A 20,125-nucleotide genomic window follows, 5' to 3' on the forward strand; every position below is an offset into this window, starting at 1 on the left:
TCCCGTGATGCTGACGCCGTTCACCGAAGCGAACACGATCGATTATTCCGGCCTCGAACGGCTGATCGAATGGTATATCGCAGGCGGTGCCGACGCGCTGTTCGCGGTGGCCCAGTCGAGCGAGATGCAGTTCTTGACGCTGGACGAACGCGTCGCGCTGGCGCGCTTCGTTGCCAAAACCGCGGCCGGCCGTCTTCCGGTCATCGCCTCCGGCCATGTCAGCGATTCCAGGGAAGACCAGCTCACGGAGCTCTCGTCGATCGCGAAGACTGGCGTCGACGGATTGGTGCTGGTGACGAACCGGCTTGCCTCGCGCGATCCGGCGGGGACTGATTTCACCGACAATCTCACCTGGCTGCTCGACCGACTCCCCAAGGACATGACGCTCGGCCTCTATGAGTGCCCGGCGCCGTTCCGCCGGCTGCTCTCCGACGACGAGCTGGCCTTTTGCGCCGACAGCGGCCGCTTTGCGATTCTGAAGGACGTCTCGTGCGATCTGCCGACCGTGCAGCGCCGGGTCAGGCTGACCAGCGGCTCGCCGCTGACCATCGTCAACGCCAACGCGGCGATCGCCTTCGACGCGATGAAGTCGGGTGCTCTCGGCTTCACCGGCGTGTTCACGAACTTCCACCCCGATCTCTACAAATGGCTGCTGACACGGCACCAGAAGCATGCGCAGCTTGCGAACGAGCTTTCGGTGTATCTGGCGCTTGCCGCGATGGCGGAGCCGATGGGCTATCCGAAATTGGCAAAACTCTATCACCAGCGGCTCGGCACCTTTTCCTGCATCGCGAGCCGGGCGGTCGACTTCGACATCAGCGAGCGGTTCTGGGCGCTGGATGCGCTGATCGACAAGATCGTCGAGGGACAGGAGTCGTTCCGCGCGAGGATCGCGGCGGCGAGCTGAGCGCGAAGCACAGGGACGCGCCGGCTTAGCTGCCGCGACCTGGCGGCGGAACCGATGGCCAGGGGCTCTTTGGGGCGGCCGTCGGCGGCGGGCATAATTCCTCGAGCTGCGTCCAGGCCGACGGCAGGCCCGTGGTGTCGATGTCGAACTTTGCCGTGTCTGCGGTGTCATCCGGCTTCTGCGTGGTCTCCCGGACGTGCAGCGCGCGGGACGCCATGATCGCCCTGAACTTGCCGAAATCGAGCGAGCCGCTCCAGACTTCGTATTTGCCTGAAAGCACCGGACGTCCTCCGGCTTCCTCGGTGGGGGCAGCGTCCGCCGCCATCACGATGGTGTGCTGCCCGGTCGCCGCTTCGTCGATCTCGGCCGCGAACATCAGCGGCACGCGGTTCTTGATGTCGCAATACAGACGCCATTCCATGGTTCGGAACGATGGGCCGTTCTCGCCTCTGAGCGCTGCGACCTTTCTGATGTATGGCCGGGTTGCTTTCTCCAGCCGCCACAGGGTCTCGGCGACGGGACGCGTGTCGATGCCGAACCTGTAGAGCTCGGCGCGCGTCAGCAGATGGAGGTCTTCGAACTTCACGGTGCGGATCAGACCGTCAAGTTCGCGGCTGATCCCCATCGCCGCGATATAGGCCGTCCGCTCGCGGTCGGCGCTTGCGGTCCGACGCCGCTTGAATTCTGCGAGCAGTGCCTCGGGCGGATGGCCGTGAATCGCGAAGACGAGCCTGGAATCATGCACCGCCAGCGCGGCATCAGGGGCCACTTCGCGCGACGTCGCACCGAGAAACAGGTAGCCGCAGGCCGAGTTGCACATCGCACGATAGGTGGTGAGCTCGGCCTCGATCTCGCCGCCCGCGTTCTTCGCCTTCAGGCAGGCGGCGTCGATCTGCGTGCCCGCGGCACACGCTGATGCAATCGTCTGGCCGACGCGGGCGACCGCCTTGCGGCTGCGCAGGAGCCGCCCGATGACATAGGATTGCTCGACGTTGCCGCCGGGCGAATGCAGGTAGATCGGACGCTGCGTGTCCTTGACGCCGGCGAGGAAGCGGCGAACGCGCGAGGCCGCATTTCCGTCGATCTCGCCTTCGATGGCGATCCAGCGGTCGCAGCCCGGCCCGCACGCGCCGGGTGCCCCTTTGGCAAGATAGATCGTCAGATTGGAGGCAAATCCGGCTTTCTCGGCCGCCGTCTGCTCTGCGCGCAATGCGCTGGGGATCGTCAGGCAGGCCAATAGGAGCAGAACGCGGGCAAGCATGGAATAAGTGAGCCGATGTGATGACCGATGTGAACCGACGTTACAGGACGATCAGGTCCGCTACAACTTTTAGTGGCACGTCGGAGCGCCGCAAGCTTATTGTGCCGCGTTCTGGACAGGCTCCGATGAGTGAACTTTGCGATGCTCGACGATTACGCCAGCCACAGCACGCTCAGCGATCCCCGTGCTCATGTGAAGTCGATCAGCGCCTTGCCGCCGGACATTCCGGCGCTGTGCCGCATCTTGCAGGGGCTGCTGATCCACGAGGCCTGGATCGAGAGACAGGGATTCGACACCGCCGCGTTCTCCGGTCAGAGCCGTGCCACGTTGCCGGTGTCCGAACGTCTGGATCAGCTTCTGGCGATCGATCCGCGGCCGCTGACACATGCGAGGGCAGGCGAGTGCCGCGCCTTGGCGACGTGCCGGGACTTTGCGCTGATGTTGTGCGCGGTGCTGCGCCAGCATGGCGTGCCCGCCCGCGTCCGCTGCGGTTTCGCAACGTACTTTGCCGGCCACCCCTATCACGATCACTGGGTGTGCGAATATTGGGCGCGGGATCAGCAGCGCTGGGTCCTGGTCGATGCCGAGATCGACGAGCCGCATCGCGAGGGTCTCGGAATCGATTTCGAGCCAATCGACGTGCCGCGCACGGCGTTCGTCACCGGCATCGAGGCCTGGAGGCGGTGCCGATCCGGCGCGATGGATCCTGCGCATCTAGGTCACGGGTCGGGGACCGGTCTGTTCTTGCGCGCGTCAACCTTGCGCGCGATCTGCTCGCGCTCGCCAAGCGCGAGACCTCGCCATGGGATACCTGGCGCACCGCGCGCGATCCGCATCTTCGGTTGGATGAAGCCGCCTTGTCGCTCTGTGATGATCTGACGCAACGCGGTGAGGAGAGGGCGGCTCTGATTGCGCCGTCCTTGAATGTTCCACCTTGGCAATAAGAGAATCGCATCACGCCCCGCGCTTGCGTGAAGCAAACGCAAATGTGGCGATCGCGGGTGAGAATGTGGCGGCAATGCGGAGGGAAAACGCTCGGCTGTTTTTCAATCACAGAATCGTGCGTGTGGCGTCGTTGCACAGGTTCCCGATGCCATGCGCGCGGCCGATGCTGAAATCGCGGAAAACTCTTGTTTCAAAGGGTTTCCGCGCACGCGGTGCTCAACACTCGTGAATGAAGCGGGACCCTTTGGAGCGAACTGTTGCGTCGGAGTTACAGCAATTCCGTTGATCGCTGTTATGACGGCGCCACGGCCCGGGGGCCTAACGACGAAACTGGAACGGGATTCAAATGAACAAGAATTTGTTGCTCGCTGCTGTGAGCCTCGTCGCGATCAGCGCGACTGCGCCGGCGCTGGCTGCTGACCTCGCTGCGCGTCCTTACACCAAGGCGCCGGCGATGATCGCCACGGTCTATGACTGGAGCGGCTTCTACATCGGCATCAACGGCGGCGGCGCTTCCGCTCATTCGAGCTGGGATCAGACCGCTCCGCTGGTTGGCGGCGAAGGTTCCCACAACGCCACGGGCGGCACCGTCGGTGGTCAGGTCGGCTATCGCGTGCAGTCCGGCCAGTGGGTGTTCGGCCTCGAAGGTCAGGGCAACTGGGCCGACTTCACCGGCGACAACACCAGCGCTCTGCTCGCTCAGCGCAACCGCACCAAGATCGACTCGTTCGGTCTGATCACCGGTCAGGTCGGTTACGCCTGGAACAACGTTCTCGTTTACGCCAAGGGCGGTGCGGCCGTCGTCGGCGTCAAGAACGAAGTGTTCAGCACCGCGACCGGAGCTTCGCTCGGTTCGAACAGCGACACCCGCTGGGGCGGCACGGTTGGCGCCGGCCTCGAATTCGGCTTCGCTCCGAACTGGTCGGTTGGCGTCGAGTACAACCACATCTTCCTGTCGGACAAGGACGTCACCTTCGCCGGCCTGAAGACCGATCGCATCCGTCAGGACGTCGACATGGGCCTCGTCCGCCTGAACTACAAGTTCGGCGGCCCTGTGATCGCCAAGTACTGAGCAAGGTACCGAGAAGAGTCGCTTCGGGAAGAGCGACTGACGAGAGCCCCGGCCTTGCGCCGGGGCTTTTTGTTGCGCGAATTCAGCGAGTTAACCATTTCATTTTGAAGCGGCCGAGTTTGCTTGACTCCCGAGAACGAAATGAGAACAATGTTCCTCATACGTTCTGGTGATGGAGCAAGCCATGTTCAGGATTTTCGTCGAAGAAGCCGCTGCACTGACGTCGATCGCGCTGTTCGTCGGGATGATCGCAATCTGGGCCCAGGTCATTCCGCAGCTTTAGTGCCCACCCCCTTGGGGAAAAGCGGGATGAGGCGGCGGATCGGCCCCTCTGGCGTGGACTCTGGCGCGGCGAGCCCCCACCATTGCGAGGCGAGTCGGCAAGGGCACTCCAATGGCGATTGGATGATGATCCGACGCCGGCGACCGCCCCAACCCATCTGCAAGAGGCCGTTACGCGACCATGCCGAGCGCCGGATTTGTCCACCTTCACGTTCACTCGGCCTATTCGCTGCTCAAGGGCTCGATCAAGATCGCCAAGCTCGGCGAGCTCGCGAAGAAAGACCACCAGCCTGCGCTGGCGCTGACCGACACCGACAATCTGTTCGGTGCGCTCGAATTCTCCGACAAGATGGCCGGGTACGGCATCCAGCCGATCGTCGGCCTGGAGCTCGCGGTCGATTTCGGCGACCAGGATCCCAACGCGCGCAACGCGCTGCCGCCTTCGCGCGTGGTGCTGCTGGCAGCCCAGGAGCGCGGCTATCGCAGCCTGATGCGGCTGAACTCGCGCGCGTTCCTCGAGTCGCCCGATAGCCACGCGCCGTTCATCAAGTTCGACTGGTTCGACGGCGAGACCGAAGGCCTGATCGCGCTGACCGGCGGCCCTGACGGACCGATCTCGCTCGCGCTGGCCGCGGGGCAGGCCGAGGTCGCAGCCGCGCGCTGCGAGCGTCTCGCCGGCCTGTTCGGCGATCGCCTCTATGTCGAGATGCAGCGCCACAACATCGACAAGGAACGGCGGATCGAGAGCGGGCTGATCGACATCGCCTATGCCAAAGGCCTGCCGCTGGTCGCGACCAACGAGCCGTATTTCGCCTCGAACGACGATTACGAGGCGCATGATGCGCTGCTGTGCATCGCCGGCGGCCGGCTGATCGCCGAGACCGAGCGCGAGCAGTTGACGCCCGATCACCGCTTCAAGACACGCGCCGAGATGGCGGTGCTGTTCGCCGACATTCCGGAGGCGCTGGCCTCGACGGTGGAGATTGCCGAGCGCTGCTCTTTCCGCCCGATGACGCGCAAGCCGATTCTGCCGTTCTTCACCGTCGGTGCCGCGGCAAGCACGGATGCGGCCGCGGTCGAGGCGGCCGAACTGAAGCGGCAGGCGGAGGAGGGGCTCGCCAACCGCCTGCGCGTGCACGGCCTGTCGCAGGGCACCACCGAAGAAGATTACGACAAGCGCCTGGCGTTCGAGCTCGACGTCATCATGCGCATGAAGTACGCGGGCTACTTCCTGATCGTGTCCGACTTCATCAAATGGGCGAAGAGCCAGGGCATCCCGGTCGGGCCGGGCCGCGGCTCCGGCGCCGGCTCGCTGGTCGCGTGGGCGCTGACCATCACCGACCTCGATCCGATCAAGTTCGGCCTGCTGTTCGAGCGCTTCCTCAATCCCGAGCGCGTCTCGATGCCGGACTTCGACATCGACTTCTGCCAGGATCGCCGCGGCGAGGTGATCAGATACGTGCAGGACCGCTACGGCCGCGACCAGGTCGCGCAGATCATCACCTTCGGTACGCTGCAGGCGCGCGGCGTGCTGCGCGACGTCGGCCGCGTGCTGCAGATGCCCTACGGTCAGGTCGACAAGCTCACCAAGCTGGTGCCGCAGAATCCGGCCGCGCCGGTGACGCTGGCGGCCGCGATCGAGAGCGAGCCGAAGCTCCAGGCCTTCCGCGATGAAGATCCGATCGTGGCGCGCGCCTTCGACATCGCCCAGCGCCTCGAAGGTTTGACCCGGCACGCCTCGACCCACGCGGCCGGCATCGTGATCGGCGATCGTCCCTTGAGCGAACTCGTGCCGCTCTACCGCGATCCCAAATCCGACATGCCGGTGACCCAGTTCAACATGAAATGGGTCGAGCCGGCGGGCCTCGTGAAGTTCGACTTCCTCGGCCTCAAGACGCTGACCGTGCTCGACGTCGCCTGCAAGCTGCTCAAGCCGCGCGACATCCATGTCGATCTCGCCACGCTGCCGATCGACGATACCGAGAGCTACCAGATGCTGGCGCGCGGCGAGGTGGTCGGCGTGTTCCAGGTTGAAAGCCAGGGCATGCGGCGCGCGCTGGTCGACATGCGGCCGGACCGTTTCGAGGACATCATCGCGCTGGTCGCGCTGTATCGTCCGGGTCCGATGGCGAACATCCCGACCTATTGCGCGCGCAAGCACGGCGACGAGGAGCCGGAATATCTGCACCCCGTGCTCGAGCCGATCCTGAAGGAGACTTTCGGGGTCATCATCTATCAGGAACAGGTGATGCAGATCGCGCAGGTGATGTCGGGCTATTCGCTCGGCGATGCCGACCTTCTGCGCCGCGCCATGGGCAAGAAGATCCGCGCCGAGATGGACAAGCAGCGCGACATCTTCGTCGCGGGCGCGGTGAAGAACGGCGTGCCGAAGGGGCAGGCCGAGACCATCTTCGAATTGCTCGCCAAGTTCGCCGACTACGGCTTCAACAAGAGCCACGCGGCGGCTTACGCCCTGGTGTCCTATCACACCGCCTATATGAAGGCGCATTATCCGGTGGAGTTCATCGCAGCGTCGATGACGCTCGATCTCAACAATACCGACAAGCTGTCGGAATTCCGCTCCGAGGCGCAGCGCCTCGGCATCAAGGTCGAGCCGCCGAACATCAACCGCTCCGGCGCGACCTTCGAGGTCGGCGACAAGGTCATCTATTACGCGCTCGCCGCGCTCAAGGGCGTCGGCATCCAGGCGATCGAGCAGATCATCGAGGAGCGGACCAAGCGGGGCCTCTTCACCTCGCTCGCCGACTTTGCCGCGCGCGTCAATCCGCGCGCGATCAACAAGCGCATCATCGAGAGTCTGGCCGCGGCCGGCGCCTTCGACACGCTGGAGCCGAACCGCGCTCGCGTCTTTGCCGGTGCGGATTCGATCCTGGCCGCTTGCCAGCGCGCGCATCAGGCCGAGACCATCGGCCAGAACGACATGTTCGGCATGTCCGCGGACGCGCCGACCATCATGCTGCCGCAGATCGAGCCGTGGCTGCCGGCCGAAAAACTCCGCCGCGAATACGACGCCGTCGGCTTCTTCCTGTCGGGCCATCCGCTCGACGATTACGCCACCGTCTTGAAGCGGCTGCGGGTGCAGAGCTGGGCGGAATTCTCGCGCGCCGTGAAAACCGGCGCCACCGCCGGCAAGGTCGCGGCGACAGTGGTGTCGCGCATGGAGCGGCGCACCAAGACCGGCAACAAGATGGGCATCATGGGGCTGTCCGACCCCACGGGTCATTTCGAGGCGGTGCTGTTCTCCGAAGGCCTTGCGCAATATCGCGACGTGCTGGAGCCGGGCGCGGCCGTGCTGCTCCAGCTCGGTGCCGAATTGCAGGGCGAGGACGTCCGCGCCCGCGTACTGCATGCCGAGCCGCTCGACGACGCCGCCGCCAAGACACAGAAGGGCCTGCGCATCTTCGTGCGCGACACCAAGCCGCTCGACTCCATCGCCAAGCGTCTGGCCGGCCCCGAGGCCGCGGCTGCGAATGGCGCCGCACCGAAGATCGGCAGCCCCGGCATCGCGCCGCGCTCCAATGGCGACGGCGAGGTCTCGCTGGTGATGATGCTCGACCTCGAGACCGAGGTGGAGATGAAGCTGCCCGGCCGCTTCAAGGTCTCGCCGCAGATCGCCGGCGCGATCAAGGCGGTGGCCGGCGTGGTGGACGTGCAGCAGATCTAGCAACACGCACGATGTTGCGGCCGATTGCATGTTTTGCACGGTAGACGTGCCGGGCTTGTTGCAACCTGCCGCTGATGTCAGCTAGTCTGCTCCCGGGGAATATTCGGGGGCGTGATGTTACTGCGTGGGCTGGTGTTGCTCATGGCTGCAGCGTTGCTGTGCGGCTGTGAGACGGCGAGGAGTGGGCTCGATTATTCGGAGACGGTGCGCAGGATCGGGCCGCCCAAGGCCGGGCAGGCGCGCGTCGTCGTGTTTCGCGAGAAGGGATATGGCGGCATTGGCGATCCCGACTGGGCGTTTTCCCTGGACGGCACGCCGGTCAAGGGCTTGAAGACCGGGACATACGTCTATGTCGATCGTCCGGCGGGCCAACACCAGTTCATGGCGGAAGAGGCGGCGCTCGGCGTCACGCGGGTGGATTTCTCCGCTCAATCCGGTCAGACCGTATTCTTCGTGACGCGGATGAGCGAGCGCAAGAGTGCCATGATCGCGAACGCGAGTACCGGCTTGCTCGGTTGGGGCCTCACGCTGGCGATGACGTCCGGTTACAAGAATCAAGGGCCGCTGGATTTCTTGCCGCTGGACGAACAGGCAGCAAGGACGACCATCGCGGAGCTCAAGTTGGCCGAGTAGGCAGGCGCTGACCGCGCGCGATGGCTGGTGCGCTGCGGACGATCCTGTGGTCTCGTCACGACATTGCGGGTATGATCGTTGCGATGCGGCGCGCTTGCGAAGACGCGTTCGTTGCGCCGGGAGGGAACGTGATGTGTGACAGGTGCTCTGAATCCGCGCATGAGAGAAACCCGCCATCGCGACGATCCGCGATGCTGCTTGCCGCCTCCGCCTTGAGCCTCGTCTTCGCCGATCGTGCGATCGCCAAGGAGCACAAGGCGCCGCCCAAGCCGCAGAACGTGCTGTCGCCGGACGCGGCGCTGAAGCGGCTCATGCAGGGCAATGCGCGCTACGTCGACGGCGTCACGCGGCGTCACGATTTCAAGCACGAGCGAGAGGCGCTGGCGGGCGGGCAGAATCCGTTTGCGGCGGTGCTGAGCTGCGCCGACTCGCGCATTGCGCCGGAATACGCCTTCGACACCGGCCGCGGCGATCTCTTCGTCTGTCGTGTCGCCGGCAATTTTGCCGGCACCGAGACCATCGCCAGCTTGGAATACGCGGTCGCGGTGCTCAACACGCCGCTGATCCTCGTGCTCGGCCATGACGCTTGCGGTGCGGTCGATGCGACGCTGAAGGCAATCAAGGACGACAAGCCGCCGCCGGGACATATCCCCTCGCTGGTCGATGCGATTGCGCCATCTGCGAAGGCCGCGATGCAGCAGGGCGGAGAAGTGCTCGACAAGGCGATCCGCCAGAACGTGATCGACAATGTCGCGAAGCTGAAGGCGGCGGCGCCGATCCTCAACGCGGCCGTGGAGCAGGGCAAGCTGAAGATAGCAGGCGGCATCTACCGGCTCTCGACGGGAACAGTAGATTTGATCGCGCAAGGCTAGGGCTGAGGCAAAGGCGGAAGCTTACGCTCAGCTGACGCGATCTGTTGAGATCGGCTGGTGCCATGCCGCTGCCTCAATCCGAGCCTTTCGTTCAAGTGCCGTTCAGCCGGCCGCGCGTCTCATGCGTGGTGGACACTCAACAACAATACAATAATGAGCAAGCAAGCCATGCGCGGGACACACAAGGTCTTCCTCTGCTTCCTTCTGCCGATCCTGCTCGTTGCAGGCGTGGTTGAGCCTGCGCGCGCGCAGCAGCAGGAAAAGCGCATCGCCCTCGTGGTCGGCAACGGCGCCTATTCCAAGTCGCCGCTGGCGACCACCGCCAACGATGCCGGCCTGATCGCGCAGACGCTGCAGGCCGCGGGCTTCGACGTGGTCGGCGCGCGCGATCTCGACGGTGACACGCTGCGCAAGAGCCTGCGCGACTTCATCCAGAAGGCGCAGGCTTCGGGACCCGGCACCGTCGCGATGATCTACCTGTCCGGCTATGGCGTGCAGCTGGCCGGCGAGAACTATTTCATCCCGGTCGATTCCAACATCACCCGGGACACCGACATTCCGACCGAGGCGCTGCGCGTCAGCGACTATGCGCGCCAGCTTGCCGCCATCCCGCTCAAGGCCAACATCATCGTGCTCGACGCCGCGCGCGCGCAGCCCTTCGTCGAGGGCGGACAGCAGCCGATCGCGAGCGGGCTGGCGCTGGTCGAGCCTGATCCCAACATGCTGATCGCCTTCAATGCGGCGCCCGGCACGGTGGCTCCCGAGGAGCCGGGGCCCTACGGCATCTATGCGCAGTCGCTCGCCGAGATGATCCGCACCGGCGGCCTGTCGTTGCCGGAGGTGTTCGATCGCGTCCGCCTGCGCGTCAACGAGTCCTCGAAAGGCGCGCAGGTGCCGTGGGACGACCAGAAGATCTCCGCGCAGTTCAGCTTCTTCGATCGCGCCCCCGATGCCCCGCCGCCGGCGGCTGCGCCCGATCAGGTTGCCGCGATCCGCAACAAGCCGATCCGCGATCTCGGCGTGCAGGATGCCTACGCCGCGGCGCTCGAGCGCGACACGCTGCCGGCCTATGAGGATTTTCTCGCAGCCTATCCCGGCGATCCCCTGGCCAAGCGCGTGATGGCGATCGTCGCGGCGCGCCGCGAGGCGATCACCTGGCGGCGGACCTATCGCGCCGACACGCCTGATGCCTATTGGTCGTATCTGCGCCGCTATCCGCGCGGGCCGCATGCGGGCGATGCACGGCGCAGGCTCGCGATCCTGACCGCACCGCTCGAGCCGCCGCCGACCTTCGCGATGATGGACTATGACGTGCCGCCACCGCCGCCGGAGGAGGTGGTCTATGTCGACCGTCCGGTGCTCTATTTCAGCGACCCCGATTTTGGCTTCGTCCCGCCGCCACCGCCGCCGGTCTATTTCTGCCCGCCGCCGCCGCCTGACTTCGTGGTGCTGCCGCCGCCGCTCCCCGTGGTCGGCCTGTTCGTGCTGCCGCAGCCGGTCTTCGTGCCGATCCCGGCATTCTACAATCCGCCGGTCTATGTCGCGCCGCCGCCGAACAACATCATCGTGAACAACATCCATAACACCACGGTCATCAACACCGTGATCAACCAGCCGCCGGCCGCGCTGCCGGCCGGCAATACAGCCGCAGCGGCAGCTGTTGCCGCGAACGGACCCGGAAAGCCGAGCGGGTTGACGCAGGTGCCGACGGCCGTGAAGCAGCAGGCGCAACAGATCCAGGCCAATCCGACCCAGCCGCTCAAGCCGAGCCAGCAGGCGCTCGTCAGCAACCCCACGGCAAAGCCGGCGGCGATGAAGGTGATGCAGGTTCACGCGACGCCGGCTACGGCCACCCAGCCGGCAGCGCCGACGGCGCCCGGCCATGCGCTGCCGGGCTTCCAGAACGGGCCGGCCGCACCTGCCGGTGCACCCCAGGCCCCCAACGGCAAGCTGGCGCCCACGGCAAATGCGCCCGCCAGTGGCCAGCCGCCGGCCCATCCCGCTACGGCGACCGCGCCCACCACCACGACCGCGCCGGCCAACGCCACAACAACGCCGGCCTCCAAGCCGCCCGTGGCGCAAACACCGCCGACGGGCAGGCCGGATCCGCACGCCAAATCACTGGCGCATGAGCCGCCAGTCACGCCGCCGACCACGACTCCGGCGGGCAAGCCGGCTGCGACCGCGACAAACCCGCCTGTGACCACGACGAACGTGACCAACGGGAAGCCGACGTCGCCTCCTTCGCCGCCAGTCGCGGCGCGGGAGCCGATCAAGCCGCAAGGTCTGCGGCCTGCAACGCCAGCGCCCGCGCAGGTCACGAGGACGCCGCCGGTGCCGCCACGCCCGCAGGCAGTCGCAAGGCCGGCGCCTCCGCCTCCGCCGCGGGTCGCTCCGCCGCCTCCGCCGCGGGCGGCTGCGCCGCCACCCCCACGCCCGCCGGTCGCCGCGGCTCCTCGACCCGCGCCGCCGCCAGTGGCCCGGCCGGCGCCGCCACCGCCGCCCCGGGTGGCCGTCGCCCCGCCGCCGCGTCCGGCCCCGCCGCCACCGCGCCCTGCGGCTCCGGCGCCGAAAAAATGCCCACCCAATCAGCCCAAGTGCTAGCGGGCAGGGCGGAAATCGCGGAAAGGGCCTTTCGGGGGCGGTAAAAGCCCCGAAAGGCCCTTATTTCCTTGCTTCTGGCCGAAATGGCGCTATATAGCGCGCCATCTCACACGGAAGCATGGCTCACAAGGCCGTCCGGTGGCAGCCGGGGCGACATCGCTCTGTTTTGCTCACACGCTTCCGGAGGAACCAACCGGAGAATTGAAACGATGGCACTACCCGATTTCACTATGCGTCAGCTGCTCGAAGCTGGCGTGCACTTTGGTCACCAGTCGCACCGCTGGAATCCGAAAATGGCTCCGTTCATTTTCGGCACCCGTAACAACATCCACATCGTCGACCTCGCCCAGACCGTGCCGTTGCTGCACAGCGCCCTTCAGGCCGTCAGCGACACGGTTGCCAAGGGCGGCCGCATCCTGTTCGTCGGCACCAAGCGCCAGGCGCAGGACGGCGTCGCCGACGCTGCCAAGCGTTGCGCGCAGTATTTCGTCAATTCGCGCTGGCTCGGCGGCACGCTGACCAACTGGAAGACGATCTCGGCCTCGATCAAGCGCCTGCGTCATCTCGACGAAGTGCTGGCCAGCGGCGATGCCAGTTCCTACACCAAGAAGGAGCGCCTGACGCTCCAGCGCGAGCGCGACAAGCTCGATCGCTCGCTTGGTGGCATCAAGGACATGGGCGGTCTGCCCGACATGATCTTCGTGATCGACACCAACAAGGAAGACATCGCGATCCAGGAAGCCCAGCGGCTCAACATCCCGGTCGCCGCGATCGTCGACACCAATTCGGATCCGAAGGGCATCACCTATGTGGTGCCGGGCAATGACGACGCCGGCCGCGCGATCTCGCTCTATTGCGACCTGATCGCGCGTGCCGCAATCGACGGCATCGGACGTGCCCAGGGCGATTCCGGCATCGACGTCGGTGCTTCGGTTCGTCCGGTCACCGAAGAGCTGCCCTCGACGGCTGGCTTCCAGGGCCTTGCCGGTCCGCGCGGCACCGCCGACGACCTCAAGAAGCTCCCGGGCGTGTCGGGTGCGATCGAGAAGAAGTTCAACGACCTCGGCATCTTCCACTACTGGCAGCTGGCCGAGCTCGACCACGACACCGCGCACACGATCGGCGAAGAAGTCGGTCTGCCGAGCCGTGCCGATGCCTGGGTGGCCAAGGCCAAGGCGCTGACCGCGGAAGCGGAATAGTCAAAACGGCTGGGTTGGCCGGACCGGATCCGGCCACCATTTCATTCAGTTGACGCGAATTCCTGAGATGGACCGCGGCGGGGCAATTGGAGCCACGCCGCGGCAAACCGGCAGGCAAGAAGGATTTTCAACGATGGCAACGATCACTGCTGCGATGGTCAAGGATCTGCGCGAGTCCACCGGCGCAGGCATGATGGACTGCAAGGCCGCGCTGACCGAGAACGACGGCAACATGGAAGCGGCGCAGGACTGGCTGCGCAAGAAGGGCCTGTCCAAGGCCGCCAAGAAGTCGGGCCGCGTCGCGGCCGAGGGCCTCATCGGCGCGCTCACCAAGGGCAACAAGGGTGTCGTGGTCGAGGTCAACTCCGAGACCGACTTCGTTGCGCGTAACGGCCAGTTCCAGGGCCTGGTCAAGATGATCGCCCAGGTCGCGTTCGACACCGGCGCCGACGTCGAGAAGATCAAGGCCGCCAAGGTCGGCGACGTCACGGTGGAAGCCGCGATCAACGACGCGATCGCAACCATCGGCGAGAACATGACGCTGCGCCGCGCGGCCTCCCTCGAAGTGAGCCAGGGCGTGGTGTCGAGCTATGTCCATGGCGCGGTCGTCGACGGCGCCGGCAAGATGGGCGTGATCGTCGCGCTGGAATCGCCCGGCAAGGCCGACGAGCTCGCAAGCCTCGGCCGCCAGATCGCGATGCATGTCGCGGCCGCCAACCCGCTTGCGCTCGACCCGTCCGGTCTCGATCCGGCCGTCGTCAAGCGCGAGAAGGACGTGCTCGCCGACAAGTATCGCCAGCAGGGCAAGCCGGAGAACGTGATCGAGAAGATCGTCGAGTCCGGCCTGAAGACCTACTACAAGGAAGTCTGCCTGCTCGAGCAGGCCTTCATCCACGACACCGGCAAGTCGGTGGCGCAGGCGGTGAAGGAAGCCGAAGGCAAGGTCGGCGGCGCCGTGAAGATCGCGGGCTTCGTGCGTTATGCTCTCGGTGAGGGAATCGAGAAGCAGGAATCGGACTTCGCGGCTGAGGTCGCGGCGGCCAGCGGCAAGAAGTAAGCGCCGGAACGTTCCTTCCGGCGTGCCGCCGGAAGCGGCGCCCGGACGAGGAAAGTGCTCATGACTGATCCGGTCTATCGTCGCGTCGTGATCAAGCTGTCCGGCGAATATCTCGCAGGACAGCAAGGCTTTGGCATCGATCAGCCGACCATGGACCGGGTTGCCGACGATCTGATCGCGGCCCGCCAGCTCGGATGCGAGGTGGCGGTCGTGATCGGCGGCGGCAATATCTTTCGCGGCGTCGAGGTCTCCTCGCGCGGCGTGTCGCGCACGACCGGCGACACCATGGGCATGCTTGCCACCATGATGAACTGCCTCGCGCTGGAGGCGACCATCGAGCGCAAGGGCACGCCGGCGCGGACGCTGTCGGCGTTTGTGATGCCCGAGATTTCCGAGCTGTTCACGCGCACCGCGGCGCACAAATACCTCGCGGAGGGTCGAATCATCGTGCTCGGTGGCGGCACCGGCAATCCGTACTTCACCACGGACACGACCGCCGTGCTGCGCGCCGCCGAGATCGGCGCCGAGGCGGTGCTGAAGGCCACCAATGTCGACGGGGTCTACTCGGCCGATCCGAAGCAGGATCCCTCGGCCAAGCGGTTCGACCGGTTGACACATTCGCAGGCGATCGAGGGCGGCTACAAGGTGATGGATGCGACTGCCTTCGCACTTGCCCGCGAGACGTCGCTGCCTATCATCGTATTTTCGATCGCGGAGCCCGGTTCGATCGGCGCGATTCTGCGCGGCATCGGCCACGGGACTGTCGTCGCCGGCTGACGGCCCGTCTGGGCGCTCCGAAGCAGGGGCGCGATGGGGGCGCCGGACTATTGAAGGAGAAACGTGATGGCCACGGGTAATTTCGACCTCAACGAAGTGAAGCGCCGCATGCAGGGCGCGGTCGCATCGCTCAAGCACGAACTTGGCGGCCTTCGGACGGGCCGTGCATCGGCCTCGATGCTCGATCCGGTGCAGGTCGACGCCTATGGCAGCCACATGCCCCTCAATCAGCTCGCCACCGTCAGCGTGCCCGAGCCGCGCCTGATCTCGGTGCAGGTCTGGGACAAGTCGATGGTCAAGGCCGTCGAGAAGGCGATCGTCGATTCCAATCTCGGCCTGTCGCCGGCAACCGAAGGCCAGGTGCTGCGCCTGCGCATCCCCGAACTCAACGAGGAGCGTCGCAAGGAACTCGTCAAGGTCGCGCACAAATACGCCGAGGCCGCCAAGGTCGCCGCGCGCCATGTCCGCCGCGACGGCCTCGATGTCCTCAAGAAGCTCGAGAAGAATCACGAGATGTCGGAGGACGACCAGAAGCGTCACGCCGACGAGGTGCAGAAGGCCACCGACGGCACCATCACCGAGATCGACCAGCTGCTGGCCGCCAAGGAAAAAGAAATCCTCACCGTTTAAGGCCTTTTTCCATGTCCAACGCCGCCGCGCCCGCAACGGACGGACCTGATCGGTCCGATGTGCCCGCGCATGTCGCCATCATCATGGATGGCAACGGGCGTTGGGCCGCCGCGCGCGGCCTGCCGCGGGCCGAGGGCCATCGCCGCGGCGTCGAAGCGCTGCGGCGTGTGGTGCGGGCCTCACACGAGCTCGGCATCCGCTATCTCACCATCTTCTCGTTCTCGTCCGAGAACTGGTCGCGCCCGGCAAGCGAGATCGGCGATCTCTTCGGTCTGCTCAAGCGTTTCATCCGCAACGATCTCGCGAGCCTGCATCGCGACGGCGTCAAGGTGCGCATCATCGGTGAGCGCGCCGGGCTCGAGGGCGACATCTGCGCGCTCCTGAACGAGGCCGAGGAATTGACGCGCGACAACACCCGCCTCACGCTCGTCGTCGCGTTCAATTACGGCTCGCGGCAGGAGATCGCGAAGGCCGCGCAGAAGCTCGCCCGCGAAGTCGCGGACGGCACGCGCGATCCTGCTACGATCGACGCCGATGCTCTCGGCGCCCATCTCGATGCGCCCGACATTCCGGATCCCGATCTCATCATCCGCACCAGCGGCGAGCAGCGCCTCTCCAATTTCCTGATGTGGCAGGCCGCCTATAGCGAGCTCGTCTTCGTGCCGGTCCACTGGCCGGATTTCGACAAGGCGGCGCTCGAAAGCGCGGTCGCCGAATTCGCCAGGCGCGAGCGCCGTTTTGGCGGCCTGGTCGCGAAATCAGCCTCGTGAGCGAACCCGACGCCGCACCGGCGGGCACGACGCCGGCCTCGAACAATCTGGTGATGCGAGTTCTCGCCGCGCTGGTGCTGGCGCCGATCACGCTCGCGCTCGCCTATGCCGGCGGCTGGCTGTGGGCGCTGCTCGTCACCCTGGTGTCGATCGGGTTGTTCACGGAATGGCTGATGGTGGTGGGCGCAGCCTCGACCGCTCTGACCGGGGTAGGGACCATCGTCGTCGCGATGATGGGCTTGTGCGTTGCCGCCGGCGCGCTCAAGACCGCCGTCATCGTCGGCTGTGTCGGCGGCGCGATCGTGACGCTGATCGCACGCGGCAAGTTCGTCTGGGCCGCGACCGGATTTGCCTATTCATCCGCGGCGCTGCTGGCCTCGATCCTGGTGCGGAAGGACCTCGTGCACGGCTTCGCCGCGCTGATGTTCGTGCTGCTCGTGGTGTGGGCGACCGATATCGGCGGCTATTTTGCCGGCCGCGGTATCGGCGGACCGAAGCTCTGGCCGCGCGTCAGCCCGAAGAAAACCTGGGCCGGCGCGGTCGGCGGCTTTGCGGCGAGCCTCGCCGTTGCCGGCGGCTTTGCGGCCTTCGGCATCGGAAAGGCGGTTCCACTGCTCGCAGTCAGTGCCGTCCTGTCGGTGGTCTCGCAAGGGGGCGACCTGTTCGAATCCGCGGTGAAAAGGCGCTTCGGCGTCAAGGATTCCAGTCACTTAATTCCGGGCCATGGCGGGCTGTTGGACCGTCTGGACGGCTTTGTCGCCGCCATCCTGGTGGCATGGATTATCGGCTTCCTCCGCCATGGTGTGCATAGCGCCGGAAGCGGTCTTATGGTTTGGTGAGGATATGAGCGCAGTCCCATTGCGTAACAACAGGCTTGCTGCGACCGACATCCGCAGCGTCACCGTTCTCGGCGCCACCGGCTCGATCGGCGACAGCACGATGGATCTGCTGCGCGCTTCGCCTGAGCGCTATCGCGTCGAGGCGCTGACGGCGAACAGCAATGTCGAAGCGCTTGCCAAGCTCGCGAAGGAATTCTCCGCCCGCTTCGTTGCGATCGCAGACAGCACCAAGCTCGCCGATCTGAAGGCCGCACTCGCCGGCACGAGCACGGAATGCGGGGCCGGCGAAAGCGCGGTCATCGAGGCCGGCGCGCGCCCGGCCGATTGGGTGATGGCCGCGGTGAGCGGCGCAGCGGGACTGAAGCCGGCGCTGGCCGCGGTCGATCGCGGCGCCCATGTTGCGCTCGCCAACAAGGAATGCCTCGTCTGCGCCGGTGATTTCTTCATGCAGCGCGCGGCAAAGGCCGGCGCCTGCATCCTGCCGGCTGATTCCGAGCACAATGCGCTGTTTCAGGCGCTGGCGTCGGGCAATCGCGACGAGCTGGTCCGCGTCATCATCACGGCATCGGGCGGCCCGTTCCGGACCTGGAAGCCCGCCGACATCGAGCAGGCGACGCTCGAGCAGGCCCTGAAGCATCCGAACTGGAGCATGGGCCAGAAGATCACGATCGATTCCGCCTCGATGATGAACAAGGGCCTCGAGGTGATCGAGGCATCCTATCTATTTGCACTCTCGCCTGATGAGATCGACGTCCTGGTGCATCCGCAGTCGATCATCCACGGCATGGTCGAGTTTTCGGACCGCTCGGTGATGGCCCAACTCGGCTCGCCCGACATGCGGACGCCGATCGCCCATTGCCTCGGCTGGCCGGACCGGATCAAGGGACCTGCGGCCAAGCTCGACCTGGCCAAGATCGGCCAGCTCACCTTCGAGGCTCCTGACTTCGAGCGGTTCCCCGGGCTTCGCCTGGCCTTTGATTCGCTCCGGACCGGGAAGGGGGCCACTACCGTCTACAATGCCGCCAACGAGGTCGCGGTCGCGGCCTTCATCGCCGGCAAAATCCGCTTTGGCGCCATTGCCCGCCTGGTCGAGGCGACGCTGGAAGACTGGATCCGGGGCGGGAACCAGGGCCCGATGACGTCAGCGGATGATGCAATAAACGTTGACCATGTTGCGCGAAATAAAGCTGCCGCCCTATTGCCTCAAATTGCCTTAAAGGCATCCTAGACAATTCGGGGCCAGGGCCTTGCGGCGCTGGATGAGGGAATTCGATGATCGACTTTTTTACCCATAGTTTCAATACGTTGAGCCATGGGCTCCTCGGCTACGTCGTTCCCTTCCTCTTCGTCCTGACCATCGTGGTGTTCTTCCATGAGCTCGGCCATTTCCTGGTCGCGCGCTGGGCCGGCGTTCGGGTGTTAACCTTCTCGCTCGGCTTTGGACCCGAGCTCGTCGGTTTCAACGACCGCCATGGCACGCGCTGGAAGATCTCGGCGATCCCGCTCGGCGGCTACGTCAAGTTCTTCGGTGACGAGAGCGAGGCCTCGACGCCGTCGGCCGCGACGCTGGAGGCCATGACGGCGGAGGAGCGCGCCGGCAGCTTCCACCACAAGAAGGTCGGCCCGCGCGCCGCCATCGTCGCCGCCGGACCGATCGCCAATTTCATTCTGGGCGCCCTGATTTTCGCGGGCATGGCGCTCTATTACGGCAAGCCGAGCACGATCGCGCGCGTGGACGGGGTCGTCGCCGACGGTGCGGCGGCTGTCGCGGGCTTCAAGATCGGCGACGTCGTCGTGCAGATCGATGGCAAGCCGATCGAGAGCTTTGCCGACATGCAGCGGATTGTGGCGACGAGCGCGGGTTCAGCCCTGGTTTTCCAGGTGAAGCGGGACGGCGGGCTGGTGTCCCTGACGGCGACGCCGGCGCTGCTCGATCGCAAGGATCCGTTCGGCAACAGTCACAAGGTCGGTGTGCTCGGTGTCGAACACAAGTCGCAGGCGGGTGAGGCCTCGACCTCGCCGGTCGGTGTCGGCGAGGCGCTCAAGATCGGGGTCGAGCAGGTCTGGTTCATCATCAGCAGCACCTTCAAGTTCCTGGGCTCATTGTTCGTCGGGCAGGGCAATCCGAACGAGGTCAGCGGCGTCCTCGGCATTGCCAAGATGTCGGGGCAGGCGGCGAGCGCCGGGTTCCAGTTCGTGATCAATCTGTGCGCGGTGCTGTCGGTCTCGATCGGCTTGCTGAACCTGTTCCCGATTCCGCTGCTCGATGGCGGTCACCTTCTGTTCTACACGGCCGAGATCATCCGTGGCCGTCCGCTGTCCGAGCGGACCCAGGAGATGGGGTTCCGAATCGGGCTCGGTCTGGTGCTGATGCTGATGGTGTTTGCCACCTACAACGACATCCTGCGGATGGCCGCATCCTGATCAGGGCTTTTTTGTGGCGTTGCTGTTAGGCAACGTCTTGGAATGAAATTGAAATTACCCTGTCAGCTGCCGTTTGCGATGTCGGGGAAATTGGCTACAAGCGGCATGAACTTGGGGAATCTCCCAGACCGGCTTTGGGGTTGGGTCTGGTAAGTTGATAAGGGCGCG

Annotated in this window: 16 protein-coding genes; 15 read left to right on the forward strand and 1 reads right to left on the reverse strand. The window is 65.4% G+C overall.

The genetic code is table 11. The features are described from left to right. Positions 1 to 7: 7 nt before the first annotated feature. Positions 8 to 907 carry a dihydrodipicolinate synthase family protein gene (locus tag XH91_RS16560; RefSeq protein WP_430648556.1) on the forward strand — a complete coding sequence of 300 codons (900 nt, stop codon included), beginning with the start codon at positions 8 to 10 and terminating at the stop codon, positions 905 to 907. A gap of 25 nt (positions 908 to 932) precedes the next feature. On the opposite strand, the gene XH91_RS16565 is transcribed toward XH91_RS16560, so the two are convergent. After that, a complete protein-coding gene (locus XH91_RS16565) occupies positions 933 to 2,168 on the reverse strand; it encodes a COG3904 family protein (protein ID WP_128951559.1) in 1,236 nt (411 codons plus the stop codon). A gap of 129 nt (positions 2,169 to 2,297) precedes the next feature. Here XH91_RS16565 and XH91_RS16570 point away from each other — a divergent pair, with 129 nt between their 5' ends. The 14 genes from XH91_RS16570 (at position 2,298) to rseP (ending at position 19,957) form a co-directional block, all read left to right on the forward strand. Then, entirely contained in the window at positions 2,298 to 3,047 is a 750-nt protein-coding gene (locus XH91_RS16570) for a transglutaminase-like domain-containing protein (protein ID WP_164934095.1), read from the forward strand. A 412-nt stretch (positions 3,048 to 3,459) separates the two neighbouring features. Beyond that, on the forward strand, positions 3,460 to 4,185 hold the full coding sequence (locus XH91_RS16575; protein WP_128951560.1) for an outer membrane protein: 726 nt from the start codon (positions 3,460 to 3,462) through the stop codon (positions 4,183 to 4,185). 463 nt (positions 4,186 to 4,648) lie between these two features. Next, a complete protein-coding gene (gene dnaE, locus XH91_RS16580; RefSeq protein WP_128951561.1) occupies positions 4,649 to 8,152 on the forward strand; it encodes a DNA polymerase III subunit alpha in 3,504 nt (1,167 codons plus the stop codon). Between the two features lie 141 nt (positions 8,153 to 8,293). After that, the gene (locus tag XH91_RS16585) at positions 8,294 to 8,785 is read left to right on the forward strand and encodes a DUF2846 domain-containing protein (RefSeq protein WP_245470798.1); all 492 of its coding nucleotides are present in this window, start codon (positions 8,294 to 8,296) and stop codon (positions 8,783 to 8,785) included. 131 nt (positions 8,786 to 8,916) lie between these two features. Next, positions 8,917 to 9,657, forward strand: coding sequence for a carbonic anhydrase (locus XH91_RS16590; protein ID WP_128951562.1), 741 nt, complete (start codon positions 8,917 to 8,919; stop codon positions 9,655 to 9,657). Positions 9,658 to 9,825: 168 nt separating this feature from the next. After that, complete coding sequence (locus XH91_RS16595; protein WP_164938331.1) at positions 9,826 to 12,261, forward strand: caspase family protein; 2,436 nt, start codon at positions 9,826 to 9,828, stop codon at positions 12,259 to 12,261. Between the two features lie 209 nt (positions 12,262 to 12,470). After that, positions 12,471 to 13,460, forward strand: coding sequence for a 30S ribosomal protein S2 (locus tag XH91_RS16600; RefSeq protein WP_128951564.1), 990 nt, complete (start codon positions 12,471 to 12,473; stop codon positions 13,458 to 13,460). A 133-nt stretch (positions 13,461 to 13,593) separates the two neighbouring features. Then, positions 13,594 to 14,517, forward strand: a complete 924-nt coding sequence (tsf, locus tag XH91_RS16605; protein ID WP_128951565.1) for a translation elongation factor Ts — start codon at positions 13,594 to 13,596, stop codon at positions 14,515 to 14,517. Between the two features lie 60 nt (positions 14,518 to 14,577). Continuing rightward, positions 14,578 to 15,294, forward strand: coding sequence for a UMP kinase (pyrH, locus tag XH91_RS16610; protein ID WP_128951566.1), 717 nt, complete (start codon positions 14,578 to 14,580; stop codon positions 15,292 to 15,294). 66 nt (positions 15,295 to 15,360) lie between these two features. Continuing rightward, a complete protein-coding gene (gene frr, locus XH91_RS16615; RefSeq protein ID WP_128951567.1) occupies positions 15,361 to 15,924 on the forward strand; it encodes a ribosome recycling factor in 564 nt (187 codons plus the stop codon). An 11-nt stretch (positions 15,925 to 15,935) separates the two neighbouring features. Continuing rightward, entirely contained in the window at positions 15,936 to 16,694 is a 759-nt protein-coding gene (locus XH91_RS16620; protein ID WP_128951568.1) for an isoprenyl transferase, read from the forward strand. Beyond that, complete coding sequence (locus XH91_RS16625) at positions 16,691 to 17,533, forward strand: phosphatidate cytidylyltransferase (RefSeq protein ID WP_128951569.1); 843 nt, start codon at positions 16,691 to 16,693, stop codon at positions 17,531 to 17,533. Before XH91_RS16620 ends, XH91_RS16625 begins: the two co-directional genes overlap by 4 nt. A 4-nt stretch (positions 17,534 to 17,537) precedes the next feature. Beyond that, the gene (gene dxr / locus XH91_RS16630; RefSeq protein WP_128951570.1) at positions 17,538 to 18,761 is read left to right on the forward strand and encodes a 1-deoxy-D-xylulose-5-phosphate reductoisomerase; all 1,224 of its coding nucleotides are present in this window, start codon (positions 17,538 to 17,540) and stop codon (positions 18,759 to 18,761) included. A gap of 44 nt (positions 18,762 to 18,805) precedes the next feature. Beyond that, positions 18,806 to 19,957: an RIP metalloprotease RseP gene (rseP, locus tag XH91_RS16635; RefSeq protein WP_128951571.1), complete on the forward strand. Its 1,152-nt coding sequence runs from the start codon at positions 18,806 to 18,808 to the stop codon at positions 19,955 to 19,957. The last annotated feature ends 168 nt before the right edge of the window (positions 19,958 to 20,125 follow it).

Origin of the sequence: Bradyrhizobium guangzhouense (assembly GCF_004114955.1) — a bacterium.
GTDB lineage: Bacteria > Pseudomonadota > Alphaproteobacteria > Rhizobiales > Xanthobacteraceae > Bradyrhizobium > Bradyrhizobium guangzhouense.